Consider the following 12,267-nt stretch of genomic DNA (forward strand, 5'->3'; position numbering starts at 1 on the left):
TTATATCCTCCTTAACATGAACAAGCACAGATAGATTGCAAGAAACACAACCCATGCGCCGTTCATTATTTGTATTGATTGTTTGATGTGGACGGGCAAAAGACTTGTCTGCGCATCACCGAGCTTTGCACGATGTGAAACCGCTCCTGAATACGTATTCCTTCCTCCAAGCTGAATGCCCAGCAGTCCTGCAGTCATCGCCTCCGGCCAGCCGCTGTTTGGACTTGGATGCTTTTTGGCATCCCTCCATGTGATATGCCAGCCGTTTCGTCTTTTCATTCCCCTGATAAAAAAACTGCCTGCCCACATGCAAAAGGCGCATAGTCTTGCTGGCAGAAGATTCATAAGATCATCAAGTCTTGCGGAACCAAACCCAAAATCACGGTATCTCTCATTTTTGTAGCCAACCATTGAATCGAGGGTATTAACCGCTCTGTAGGCAAGGGCAAGCGGTGCTCCGCCAACAATAGCGAATACAAGAGGACTTATGATCGCATCAACTGTGTTTTCGGCTACTGTTTCCGCCGCTCCTCTTGTGATTTCACCTGAAGGCAAATCGGCAGTATCTCTTCCCACGATTTCGCTCAGTTTTTTCCGAGCTTTTGAAAGATTGCCTTCTGCAAGAGGCTTATAAACCTCCAGTGCAGCTGTCTTCAGTCCTTTAATCGCCATAGTTGTAGAAATCAAATAAACCTCTGCACATAAGCCTGCTGCGCAGTGGATGGAATAAAGCCACTTCAGGAGAAACATGGCTGTGATAAATACCGCTGCAGGCAGACAAAGGGCAAGCAACATTCCTTTTCCTTTTTTCCAGTAACCTTTGTTCAGGATCCTCTCTGCTTTGCGGATGATCTTTCCAAAAAGAACGACCGGATGAGGCAGCCATTTAGGATCTCCGATGATCAAATCCAGCAGCACGCTCCCTGCCACCAGTAATAGAGTATGTTCAGCAAATGGCTGCAAAGGAATTCTCCAGTCTTTTCAGAGCCTTCATGATCAGCGCATCAGCAGCCTCCATGACGGAAGGGTCATCCGGTTTGCTGCTGCTATAAGCTCCTGCCGCAAGCTCAGGCTCTGCATTCGGAAACAGTCTTGTCATCCCGGCATTCATCTTAAGGGTGAGATTTATTAGTCCGCTGTCGCTGACTGGAGCATCTGTTAAAAGGGCTGCACTCAGGATGCTGTCCGAATAGGAAAGGATGATGAAAAACGTGTTCATCGACTCATTTTTAATAAAATGATCAGGGATCCTGTTATGATTGCAGATGAAAATGTTGTTTCCAAGTGACCACAGGATAAGCTGTGCGGCTGTTTCTTTCTGTCCGCTGTTTACTTCCAGGCGGCTGGACCAGTGCAGGCCGCTGCCTTTTGGTCCTGTTGTCAGCATTCGAAATGGCTGTTCCATCGTGATGATTGGCGGAGTTCCCTGGTCAATATGCAGCGCCGAAAGCAAATCACTCCGTTTTCCTTGCAGGTAATCCGGCGATAAGGTAATATGCGGCTTTGGAGCAGCAGGATGGGACGAAAAGTGAAGAGAAAGGTCATAAACATCAGAGAATGTTTGCTCATTTTCTTTTTTCAGTCCGTCGTAGCATCCTGCAAGCACCCCCCGATTAAGCAAGGCAATTTGATCCGCATAAAGCGAGGCAAGATTCAAGTCGTGAAGGATGGCCAAAATGGTCAGGCTCATTTCCTTCTGCAGTGTTTTCAGCAGTTCAAGAAGCTCCTTTGTGTGTTTTATATCCAGATGATTTGTCGGCTCATCGAGCAGCAGAAGCTCAGGCTCCTGGGCGAGAGCTTTTGCGAGAAGCACCCGCTGTTTTTCTCCGCCGCTTAACGCATGAAAGGGTCTATTTCTGTACGGCCAGACAGCCGTCTGTCTCATCGCTTTTTCCGCCGCTTTCCTGTCTGCATCAGAATGTTCTTTAAAAAACATCCCTTTTTGATGTGGGTATCTTCCGAGCATCACGATTTCCTCTGCAGTGAAATCGAGCCCAGATTGATTTTCCTGCGTCATGACGGCCGTTTTTCTTGCAAGTTCCTTTTGCGAGTAGGAGGAAAGCTTTTTTCCATCTAAAAAGATGGCGCCATTTCTTACAGGCAGCGCTCCCATGATCAAGCGGATCACCGTCGTCTTTCCGCTGCCGTTTGGTCCTGCCAGCGCTAAGAAATCACCTTTCTTAATGGTGAAGGAAAGATCATGGATGACTGTTTTTTTAGCATCATAGCCCCCTGAAAGGTTTTTCACTTGCAGCATAGAGCCTCCTCCTTTCTCATCCGTGCTTTTGTCTCCGGTTCTTCACCAGCAAAAAGGTAAAGATGGGTGAGCCGATCAGGGCTGTGATCACACCGATCGGCAGCTCCTTCGGTGAAATGATGGATCTTGCAAGCAAATCCGCAAGCACCAGATATCCGCCGCCAATCAGCATAGACAGCGGGAGAACGTGCCGGTGGTTTGGCCCTGCAAGCAGTCTGACGAGATGAGGAATCACAAGACCGACAAAGCTGATGGCCCCGGAAACAGCAACGGCGCTCCCTGTAAGGATCGACGCGGCTATTAAAATAATCGTTTTTTTCGTTTTTACATTCATCCCGGCAAACTGCGCAGACTGCTCGCCAAGTGCCAGATTGTTCAGTTCCCTGTAATGATAGAGGATGATCAGTGCACCTATTATAAAAAAGGGGAAAATCAGCTGAACATGCCCCCATCCTCTCATTGAGACACTTCCCATGATCCAATAGAGAATTTGACTGATGTCCTCACGCGGAACAAGCGCGATTAGCAGCGAGATAAAGGCACTGATAAAGGAAGAAACAATAATGCCTGCAAGGATAATGGTTTCATTCGTCAGCTTTCCGCTTGCCAGCTGGGTGAGAGCAAAAACAATGAGCAGCGTGATCATTCCGAAAAGGACAGCTATGACCGGGAGCGTAAAATGGCCTAAAACCGTCAGCTGAATTTGGAAAAAGATAATGATGACTGCCCCGAGCGAAGCTCCTGACGAAACACCGATTGTATAAGGATCTGCAAGCGGGTTCTGCAGCAGCCCCTGGAAAGCCGCTCCCGCCAACGAAAGAGAGGCTCCAACAAAAAAGGCAAGAAGCACTCTTGAAAACCTGATTTCCCAGATAATCATTTCTGTGCTCTGCTCCCCGTTATAAAGAGGTACATGAAAGATCTTGCCGGCAAGAATGTTTAAAATATCAGGGACGGTCACTTGAACCGCCCCAGCCAAAACTCCTAAAAGGATGCTGCATGCTGCAAAGCAGACAGCGCCTATCATCAAGAGCCAATTTCTATTTCTTGAAGATGTCTGGATAGATAAGTCTGCCAAGCTCTTCAGCTCCATCCGCAAGACGAGGTCCCGGACGGGTGACCAGGTCACTGTTTACATCAAACACTTGTTTCGACTGAACGGCTTTAATGGAGTTCCACCCGCTTCTTGAAAGAACTTGCTCTGCTGGGTTTTCAACATAGTAGCCATACGTTGTGATGATGGTATCCGGATTGCTGCTGACGATCTTCTCTTCATCCATTTTGACCCAGCCTTCTTCAGAAGCCGCTACGTTCTCTGCGCCGATCATCTCAAGCATTTCGTTCATAAAGGTTCCTTTGCCTGTCGTGTAGATCTCAGGCTGAGGCGACACTTCAATCCAGACGCGTTTCGGATCTTTTACCTCTTTGGCTTTTTCTTTTATGGAAGCAACTTTCTTGTCCATATCATTTATGATGCTGTCTGCCTTATCCAGCGTGTCTGTTGCTTTTCCGATAGTTCTGATAGCCGTGTAAACTTGATCAAATGAAGTCTGTGAACCAACGATGAAAACCTTTATGCCCGCAGCTTCATACTGCTTGATGATTTCGCCGTGATTTTGTGCATGGTAATCCTGCAAAAATGCGATATCAGGCTGAAGGGCAATGATTTTTTCAGCATTCATGTCCTGGGCACCGACTTTTTCTTTTTGTGCAGCTGCTTCCGGATAATTGTCATAGTCGGATACTCCGACAATTTCATCCCCGAGTCCAAGAGCGAAAAGGATTTCCGTCGTGCTCGGAAGCAGGGACACGATTTTCTCCGGCTTTTCCTCTAAGGTTATTTCATTTCCTGCATCATCTGTGACCGTTACTGGAAAAGAAGCTTCACTTTTTTCAGCCTGCTCTTTCTTTGTGCCGGCAGGCTGTGTTTGGTCTCCTTGTGCACAGCCAGAAAGGATGCCTGCAAGAAGCATCAGGATCAGGGTTATTCGAGTAAAATATGTAGGTAATTTCATAGGTTTTTCCGCCTTTATTCAATTTTTTAAATATGTTCTTTTGAAACACCTGCAGAATCAAACGTGGCCATGTTCTTAACCATGTCTGATGCTGCCTGGACAAAAGGGAAAACAAGGGCAGCCCCGGTCCCTTCTCCAAGCCGCAGTCCCATTGAAACAAGCGGTTTTTTGCCCAGCCTGTCCAAAATTAAAAGGTGCCCAGGTTCAACCGACAGGTGTCCTGCAATCATATAATCCTTAGCATGTTCCGTTAAATGTGCTGCCAATAGAGCTGCAGTCGTGCAAATGAAGCCATCGAGCAGAACAGGAATCCTGCGGTAAGCTGCAAAGAGCATGGCTCCTGCCATTGCGCCGATTTCAAATCCGCCAACCTTTGAAAGAACATCCAGCGGGTCATTTGGATTCGGCCTGTGAAGCTCGAGCGCCCTGCGGATGATCTCTGATTTAAACGAAATTTGTTTCGAATCAATGCCTGTTCCTCTTCCAGTCAGATCTTCCGGTTTGATTCCGGTCAGGGCAGCTGAAATGGCGCTGCTCGAAGTTGTGTTGCCGATGCCCATTTCACCGGGAATCAGCAGCTTTGCGCCCCTTTCAATGGTTTCTTCCGCGAGCCTCATTCCCATTTGAATGCTCCTAAGTGCATCTTTTCGCGACATGGCAGGCTCAGCTGCGAAATTTTTTGTGCCGTATCCGATTTTCTCGGTTCTTACACCGGGTATGTCTGCTTTAACGCCTGCGTCCACGATTTCAAGGAGTCCGTTTACGCGCTTTGTGAACACATTAATTGCAGCTCCGCCTGCTAAAAAATTTCTGACCATTTGACCTGTCACTTCCTGCGGATAAGCAGAGATGCCTTCTTCAGCAATCCCATGGTCCGCTGCAAAGACAATCACGCCAGGAGGTGAAACATCGGGTTTTACTTCTCCTGTCATTTCTGCTAACTGTACGGCTAATCGTTCAATTTCACCGAGACTTTGTAAAGGTTTGGTCAGTGTGTTTATGTATGCTTCTGCCTCCTGTCCCTTTGCTTTGTCTAACGGTTTTATCGCATCAATAATCTGATAAACATCAATCATTTTTTTCACCTCCTTTTCATGATTTCATAGATTCTATCTAAATCCAATGCAGCTCTTACATGATCTGCAAGCCTGTCAAATTCTCTTTCTTTCAATTCGCGAAAGAAGAGCGAGCGCTCAATCGGCTGCAGCCCTTTTTTGCTCCGGAGCCTGTTCAAAAAGCGCCATCTGAATGCGTCGTTGTGAAACACATCGTGCAAATAAGTTCCCATTGCGTGACCTTTTGTGTACCCTTCACCGGTCCCTTTCTGGATTGAAAATGGTGAAGGAGCATCAGACAGCAAAGTTTGTCCCATGTGAATCTCGTAACCTGAAAGAGTAAGGTCTTCATATCCTGAGACGGCACAAGGTCCTTCCGTCCGAATGGTTTTCTTATCCGCATACAGGACAGTTGACACAGGGAAAATGGCAAGCCCGTCCTGTTCTATAATGCCGGATTCGACGCCTACTGGATCAGACAGTTTTTCTCCCATCATTTGATACCCGCCGCATATCCCGATGATATGGGTTCCATTTTTATAAGCAGACAGCACTTTGTCAAAAAGTCCGGTCTCTTTTAAAAAATGAAGGTCTTCAGCTGTGTTTTTACTGCCTGGCAGGACAATAAGATCAGGCCGGCCAAATGCAGAGGCTTTTCTGACAAAGCGGATATTCACATCAGGCTCCAGTCTAAGAGGATCGATATCTGTAAAATTAGACAGTCTTGGGTAGGCAAGAACTGCAACATCCAAATCTCCCTCAAGATTTGTGCCTTGGGAGTACTGATTGAGGACGAGAGAGTCTTCGCCATCAATTTCAAGGTCCGGTATAAACGGGAGAACACCAACAACGGGTATTCCTGTGTACTCCTCAAACCATTGGAGCCCCGGTTTAAGAAGGGCAAGATCTCCCCTGAATTTATTGATAACAACTCCGGCAACCCGTTTGCGGTCTTTTTCCGCAAGAAGCTGGAGCGTTCCGACAAGACTTGCAAATACCCCTCCTCTATCGATGTCTCCAACTAGTAAAACAGGGGCATCCGCAATCTCTGCAACGCGCATGTTGACGAGCTCCCTGTCATTTAAATTGACTTCAGCAGGAGACCCTGCCCCTTCAATTACGACCGCGTCATAGTTGCTTGTTAGGTTGTGCAGAGATTCTTTAATCGCGTTAAGACCAAGGGTGAAAAAGTCTTCCCGGTAGGCTGAGGCGTTCATGACAGCATACGGTCTGCCGTGAAAAACAACCTGTGATTCCATTTCACCTGAAGGTTTTATTAAAATCGGATTCATATCCGTGTCAGCTTCTGTTCCTGCTGCTTCTGCCTGAATTCCCTGTGCTCTGCCGATTTCTTTCCCGTCTTTTGTTATGTATGAATTCAGTGACATGTTCTGTGACTTAAAGGGAGCCGTTTTATACCCGTCCTGCATGAAAATCCTGCACAGTGCGGTTGTCAGAATGCTTTTGCCCGCATCGGAATGTGTCCCCTGAATCATGAGTCGAAGCGCCTTTTTCTTCTCATTTCTTTTAATATTCAATTCCATAAATTGCGTCGACACCTTCATCGTAATAATGCTTTTCAACGTCGATCACAGAGACGAGATCAGCGATTTCCCTGATTTCCTTTTTGGCGTTTCTGCCTGTCAGGACAAGGTGGACATGAGGGGGACGGTTTTGAATGGTCCAAATGACGTCTTCAAGAGGAAGAACATCGTCCACAGGAAAAGTCTGAATGGCAAGGGCATTATTGATTTCGTCCAGAATGACAACATGAGAGTCCCCGCTTAGAATGGTTTCTTTTGCTTTTATCCAAGCCATTTTTAAAGCTTCCCGGTGAATCTCGGGTGTTTTGGTCCAGGTAAATCCGGCCCCGAGCTGCTGAATACTGACTCCGGGCAGAGCATTCAGTATTGCTCTCTCACCATAAGTCCGCTCAGGAGATTTAATAAATTGCAGAATGGACACGTTCATTTGTCTTCCTGCAGCCCGCACGGCAAGACCGATTGCTGCTGTCGTTTTTCCTTTTCCATTGCCTGTATAGACCAGTACTCTTCCTTTTTCGTTTTTAATCGCCATACATCCATCTCCCATCTTTTTTGCCAATATAAAAAGGCCCTGACTGAAGACAGTCAAGGCCTAAATAAGCATAGTGAACTAACGCATACAAGGGTTCCTGACTCGTTCTTCCCACCGAAAAACAAGCAAAAATCAATTAAAGCAGGTCTCCTGGCTTTGCGCTTCATCTTGATACTTGAGCCTTCCCGACATTAGAGTCAGTGGCGATTCAGTTCAATCTGCGCTTACAGTAGCGGGGGCTGCGCCGGATTTCCACCGGCTTCCCTATTATCCTGAGTATTCAGGCACTTTAAAAGAATCATATTTTTTGTTCATTGTAATCTATAAAACTGGAAAAGTCATCAAGATTTTTTCATGTTGTTGTTTTTTCTCTTAAAACGGCTTTCTCAAGCTCCAGTCTTTTTGTCGTTTCCAGTTGAAGAACGTTCCCGAATGTAACCTCGATTTTCTTTGTGAACAGCGGCCCGTCATAGACGAATGTATGGTATTCACCAGCCTCGCCCATAGGGCATATTTCTGTTTTTAAGGCGCGGTCAATAAATCGCTGATTAACCTCCATTCCGAGCCAGGACGGATCAAGTTTGTCATCCCTTACTCTAATCACAGCAGCTTTATATCCGCTTTCGGCAAATTGCTGAAGGGCATATATGGCGTTCTCTTTTTTCATCCATAAAGGGTAAAGCGGTTCAAGGCCCGCTGCTGCAGAAGCTTTTTCGCCCCACTCCCGGTGCTCGTCCAAATACAGATCGCCGAAAGCAATACTTGTCAGGCCGTATTGTTCCTTCAACTCTTTCAGCGCACCGATAAAGTGATCCGTATAGCTTTCGTAGGTGCATGAGATGAAATGCACAGGTATTTCAAGCGCTAGACTTTGCTGTTTGATTGCATCTATTTTCTCTCCGTGCCCGAATGTTCTTCCTGTTTCAGCCGGAACCGTCGTTATAAGGCATGCGATTTCATGCCCCTCGGCTGCAAGTTTATGAAGGGCCATGCATCCGTCTTTCCCTCCGCTCCAGGATACAGCTGTTTTCTTTTTCATTCACTTCCACCATCCCATCAAGAGTATAGCCTTGATTATGATGGGTTCAGAATGTTTAGTCAAAAAGAAAAATAGACAGCTTTGTTTATTTCACTGCCAATTTTAAGGCTGTCCTGTACAGCAGCTCTGTTCCAAGCGATATATCTTCCATCGTTGAAAACTCCTTTGGATTATGGCTGATGCCGTCTTTGCAGCGGACAAAAATCATCCCGTAATCACATTCATAAGACATCGCGAGTGCATCATGAAAAGGTCCGCTCATCAGTTCAGGCGCATCCAGACCAATCTCCTTGCTCGCTGCCCTCATAGTATTCATAATGTCCTCCGAGCAATAGCGCGGTTCACTGTTTGTGTCTTCAGAAACCGTATATGTCAGTCCGTGATCCTCGCAGATCAGATGCAGCCGTTTTCTCAACTGATTTTCTATGATATTTCTTCTTTCCATTTGAATATCCCTGAGATCTACCGTAAACATCACTTTTTCAGGTATGATGTTCCGTGAATCAGGAAAAACCTTCAGGCTCCCGACGGTCCCCACTGTAGGTGCAGATGGATCTTCTGATGCGAGATCATTCAGGGCAACTATGACCTTGGCCGCTCCAACTAAAGCATCCTGTCTCATATGCATTGGCACTGAACCGGCGTGGCCTGCAAAGCCTTCAAGCTCAACTGTCAGCCATAACGGTCCCGAAATGCCTGTTACAATCCCGACTGGTGCATCCTTCGCTTCCAGAACCGGTCCCTGTTCAATGTGCAGCTCAAGGTAGGCTGAAATGCTTCCAGGAGAGTACTCTGACTCCTTAAATCGCTCAGGATCACATCCGAACGAAAGCAGCGCATCCCGCCGTGTTATGCCATCTTTATCCTTCCGGTCAAGTTCTCCCTCTTCCAGTTTGCCGAGAATCCCTCTGACGCCAAATAATCCTTTATTAAATCGCGCTCCCTCTTCATCACAAAAAGCAGCAACTTCGATTGGCATATCTGGTATAACTGAATTCTCCTGCAGCGTCTGAACTGCTTCGATTGCCCCTAGAACACCGATGACTCCATCAAATCTTCCGCCATACGGCTGCGAATCAATATGGGACCCGAGCATAAGGACAGGTGCTTCAGCTCTTTTTCCCTCAAGCCTGCCAATCAGATTCCCAAAGTGATCAATCCGTGCGGCAAGGCCTGCTTCCTCCATCCAGCCTTTGACTGTTTCCATTGCCTGTTTATCTTCTTTTGACAATGCGAGCCTTGAAACTCCGGTTTCGCCAATTCTTCCTATTTCAGCGAGTTTATGAATTCTTTCTTCTAATCGGGTTTTATTGATGGTCAGTGTCTGTTCAGGCATGTATGACCCTCCTTTAAAAGTAATAGAATATTCTGTCTTTATACTATAGGAAAACGGAGCTCTTTTCATTTTTCTAAATGTAAAAGGATTCAACCTAAGTTCTTACACTTTGTCCATTTCTGCCGTTCTATTGTGCTTTTCCGGTGAAACCGATAAACTATAAGAGATAACGAATATCGGCCACTGGAGGTCTTCTTTTCATGAAAGCAAGGTATGAACTTGATAAAATGCAAATTACATTAAGCAATGTGACTCTGAGGCATTTTGCGGACAGTTATGTTCTGCTGAAAGCAGCAGATGAAAATAAGAATGAAGTCACGATAAAGCTCTCTCACGATCAGGCTGATTTCCTTGAAGCTGAATTCAGAGAATTGAACCGCAGGAGAAGAACATACTCTGAAGTTTATCGGGAGATTGATGAGGAAGAAGATTCTTATAACTTGTTTTCACCGGAATTTTTAACTGAAGAATAACAAAAAGGATGTCTGGGGCCGGACATCCTTTTTTTGCGCTTAAAAACAGCAGACAAGTTTCCCCCGGACGGGCATATAGTATGGTAATCAACTGCTCTGGGAGGGAAAATATGAGATTTGTAGTTATAAGAAAAAAATGGATTGTGATTGCTGCTGTTCTTTTTGCGGTTATTGGCTCCGGAAGCTGGTTTTATCTGAATCAGGATGCAGCTGAGGTCATTTCCGCCCAGCATGCAGATGAGAAGGCAGAAATCCATATGGTGACCGGAGAATTCACATCTAAAGCGGATGACGGGCGAAAAATTGAGGCGTACCGTTTTGATCCCGGCTCAATTACAATTCAAAAAGGTGAAGCCGTTACGTTGACCATCCACGGAGTAAATGGCGCGGAGCATCCCTTCAGGATTGAAGGAACAGACATAAAAGGTGTGGTCAAAAAAGGTGAAAAAGCGGTCATACCTTTAAAATTTGATGAAGAAGGAACCTACCGCCTAATTTGCGATACGCATTCCAGCCATGGCCAGGGTGCGCCGATGATTGCTTATATTGTTGTGGATTAATCCAGCACAAAAGAGAGCTGCGAAAACTACAGCTCTCTTTTTATTTCCAGGTAAACGGCAGGTTCCGATTGTGTGAGTTTTCAATTCAGCTAGTGCTGTGAATATTGTTTGCAGCAGAAACTCAGCAGCGGGCCGCCACGTAAGTGCTGTATAGCTGATTTAACAACACAAACTCAGGTCCAGGAAGCTACATAAGTGCTCTAAAGCTGGTTTAATAACATAAACTCAGCTGCGGCAAGCCGCGTAAGTGCAGCAAAGCTGGTTTAACGACATAAACTCGGCTTCAGGAAGCCGCATAAGTGCTGCAAAACTGGTTTAATAACACAAACACAGCTGCAGGTAGCCGCGTAAGTGCAGCAAAAACAGTTTATCAACAAAAACTCAGTTACAAGGAGTCACATAAGTGCTGCAACATTTATCTGTCTCCAGAAGGCAAACAGCAGGTTCCCCGTTTCTTAAGTTTCCTCCCCAAACACAGCAATGCTCTGCCGGTCTGTTTTAAAAGCAGTGCCGTCCCATTTCAGAACATTCATCATGTACCCCAGACCATCAGCGCTGTATCTGCCTGCGATGTTCTGATAGGTGTCCAGTTCGTAAATGCCGTCGCGCTCAAAATCAACAGGGTACAGTCCTGAAAGCGGGGCGACCCACCCCTCAACAGGTTCTTTCAGCGTCCCGTCGCTGTTGTAGATCTCGCTCAAATATTCTTTGCCTTTATACTGAAGATCGAGCAGATACTTTTTTGGCGGATTTGCGCTTGTTACCTTTGCTTTAAAATGATCAAGGTAAGTAACTGTATAGGTGTTCGATTTGTTGAATGATTCATCATCGAAAATCAGTTTGTATTGTCCGTTTTCATAGGTGTAAATATATGCATGGATGATGCCTCCGCTTCCCCCGGTATTAATGATGATAAGAATATCGTCTTTTTTATCTCCCGTGAAATCTCCCAGAAATATGGTTGGATCATATCCTGCGTTTTCTTTTAGCGGGATTTTCTGAACTTTTCCCGTGGCGCCGTTTCTTATATTGAGGGTGATGTTTTGCAAAAACGGACTGTCCGGTGTTTGTGATGCTGTCAGAAAGACGGTATCCGGTATGCCGTCTCCGGTGACATCCCCAACTGCTTCTGCAGCAACAAATCTTGCTTCTTCTTTGTAAAAGTCCTTGAAATAACGGCTTCTCCCCTGAAAGTATCCTGCTGGAAACCAGCCATTAGCTCCATGTTTCAATACGAGCACATAATCATCGTTGTAGAGTCTATAGGCGGCTGCAACTTCCAGAGCATGGTCGCCATCAAAGTCAGCGGCAATCACTGCCTTCCGCATAGCTGGTTCAGATATTTCGAGCACGCAGGCGCCCAAAGGCAGAAATGGGAGAACAATCGCAGTATAGTCAGCTTGATACATGCTGCACCCCGCTTTTTTCAGATTTGATACTTTATCCTATGCTCTTT

At 46.0% G+C, this 12,267-nt stretch carries 12 protein-coding genes and 1 riboswitch; of the genes, 2 read left to right on the plus strand and 10 right to left on the minus strand.

The window, feature by feature from the left end:
- From cbiB to ACK1LH_RS10235, 9 genes are all read right to left on the minus strand, one after another.
- Positions 1-963: an adenosylcobinamide-phosphate synthase CbiB gene (gene cbiB, locus ACK1LH_RS10195; RefSeq protein ID WP_029565694.1), complete on the minus strand. Its 963-nt coding sequence runs from the start codon at positions 961-963 to the stop codon at positions 1-3.
- Positions 947-2,257, minus strand: coding sequence for an ABC transporter ATP-binding protein (locus tag ACK1LH_RS10200; RefSeq protein ID WP_051827101.1), 1,311 nt, complete (start codon positions 2,255-2,257; stop codon positions 947-949). The genes cbiB and ACK1LH_RS10200 overlap by 17 nt, the downstream gene beginning before the upstream one ends.
- A gap of 16 nt (positions 2,258-2,273) precedes the next feature.
- Positions 2,274-3,284, minus strand: coding sequence for a FecCD family ABC transporter permease (locus ACK1LH_RS10205; protein WP_081870185.1), 1,011 nt, complete (start codon positions 3,282-3,284; stop codon positions 2,274-2,276).
- 13 nt (positions 3,285-3,297) lie between these two features.
- Positions 3,298-4,272: an ABC transporter substrate-binding protein gene (locus ACK1LH_RS10210; RefSeq protein ID WP_029281039.1), complete on the minus strand. Its 975-nt coding sequence runs from the start codon at positions 4,270-4,272 to the stop codon at positions 3,298-3,300.
- 26 nt (positions 4,273-4,298) lie between these two features.
- On the minus strand, positions 4,299-5,348 hold the full coding sequence (cobT, locus tag ACK1LH_RS10215; protein ID WP_029565696.1) for a nicotinate-nucleotide--dimethylbenzimidazole phosphoribosyltransferase: 1,050 nt from the start codon (positions 5,346-5,348) through the stop codon (positions 4,299-4,301).
- Positions 5,349-5,353: 5 nt separating this feature from the next.
- Complete coding sequence (locus tag ACK1LH_RS10220) at positions 5,354-6,823, minus strand: cobyric acid synthase (protein WP_411335032.1); 1,470 nt, start codon at positions 6,821-6,823, stop codon at positions 5,354-5,356.
- A 31-nt stretch (positions 6,824-6,854) separates the two neighbouring features.
- Complete coding sequence (locus ACK1LH_RS10225; protein ID WP_411335033.1) at positions 6,855-7,403, minus strand: cob(I)yrinic acid a,c-diamide adenosyltransferase; 549 nt, start codon at positions 7,401-7,403, stop codon at positions 6,855-6,857.
- 122 nt (positions 7,404-7,525) lie between these two features.
- Positions 7,526-7,710, minus strand: a riboswitch (cobalamin riboswitch).
- A 45-nt stretch (positions 7,711-7,755) separates the two neighbouring features.
- Positions 7,756-8,442 carry a diphthine--ammonia ligase gene (locus tag ACK1LH_RS10230; protein ID WP_411335035.1) on the minus strand — a complete coding sequence of 229 codons (687 nt, stop codon included), beginning with the start codon at positions 8,440-8,442 and terminating at the stop codon, positions 7,756-7,758.
- An 85-nt stretch (positions 8,443-8,527) separates the two neighbouring features.
- Positions 8,528-9,778 carry a M20 family metallo-hydrolase gene (locus ACK1LH_RS10235; protein ID WP_411335037.1) on the minus strand — a complete coding sequence of 417 codons (1,251 nt, stop codon included), beginning with the start codon at positions 9,776-9,778 and terminating at the stop codon, positions 8,528-8,530.
- 200 nt (positions 9,779-9,978) lie between these two features.
- Here ACK1LH_RS10235 and ACK1LH_RS10240 point away from each other — a divergent pair, with 200 nt between their 5' ends.
- Both ACK1LH_RS10240 and ACK1LH_RS10245 read left to right on the plus strand, forming a co-directional pair.
- On the plus strand, positions 9,979-10,251 hold the full coding sequence (locus ACK1LH_RS10240) for a hypothetical protein (protein ID WP_029281025.1): 273 nt from the start codon (positions 9,979-9,981) through the stop codon (positions 10,249-10,251).
- A gap of 110 nt (positions 10,252-10,361) precedes the next feature.
- Entirely contained in the window at positions 10,362-10,811 is a 450-nt protein-coding gene (locus ACK1LH_RS10245; RefSeq protein WP_411335038.1) for a cupredoxin domain-containing protein, read from the plus strand.
- Positions 10,812-11,266: 455 nt separating this feature from the next.
- Here the strand turns inward: ACK1LH_RS10245 and ACK1LH_RS10250 are convergent, their stop codons facing one another.
- Entirely contained in the window at positions 11,267-12,220 is a 954-nt protein-coding gene (locus ACK1LH_RS10250) for a VCBS repeat-containing protein (RefSeq protein ID WP_411335039.1), read from the minus strand.
- Positions 12,221-12,267: the final 47 nt, after the last annotated feature.

This window comes from Metabacillus indicus, assembly GCF_046603695.1.
GTDB classification, from domain to species: Bacteria; Bacillota; Bacilli; order Bacillales; family Bacillaceae; genus Bacillus_P; species Bacillus_P indicus.

Coding starts and splice junctions, on each gene's coding strand:
- ACK1LH_RS10200 (WP_051827101.1), bottom strand. CDS start 2,257: ATGCTGCAAGTGAAAAACCTTTCAGGGGGCTATGATGCTAAAAAAACA.
- ACK1LH_RS10205 (WP_081870185.1), bottom strand. CDS start 3,284: ATGATAGGCGCTGTCTGCTTTGCAGCATGCAGCATCCTTTTAGGAGTT.
- ACK1LH_RS10210 (WP_029281039.1), bottom strand. CDS start 4,272: ATGAAATTACCTACATATTTTACTCGAATAACCCTGATCCTGATGCTT.
- cobT (WP_029565696.1), bottom strand. CDS start 5,348: ATGATTGATGTTTATCAGATTATTGATGCGATAAAACCGTTAGACAAA.
- ACK1LH_RS10220 (WP_411335032.1), bottom strand. CDS start 6,823: ATGATTCAGGGGACACATTCCGATGCGGGCAAAAGCATTCTGACAACC.
- ACK1LH_RS10225 (WP_411335033.1), bottom strand. CDS start 7,403: ATGGCGATTAAAAACGAAAAAGGAAGAGTACTGGTCTATACAGGCAAT.
- ACK1LH_RS10230 (WP_411335035.1), bottom strand. CDS start 8,442: ATGAAAAAGAAAACAGCTGTATCCTGGAGCGGAGGGAAAGACGGATGC.
- ACK1LH_RS10235 (WP_411335037.1), bottom strand. CDS start 9,778: ATGCCTGAACAGACACTGACCATCAATAAAACCCGATTAGAAGAAAGA.
- ACK1LH_RS10240 (WP_029281025.1), top strand. CDS start 9,979: ATGAAAGCAAGGTATGAACTTGATAAAATGCAAATTACATTAAGCAAT.
- ACK1LH_RS10245 (WP_411335038.1), top strand. CDS start 10,362: ATGAGATTTGTAGTTATAAGAAAAAAATGGATTGTGATTGCTGCTGTT.
- ACK1LH_RS10250 (WP_411335039.1), bottom strand. CDS start 12,220: ATGTATCAAGCTGACTATACTGCGATTGTTCTCCCATTTCTGCCTTTG.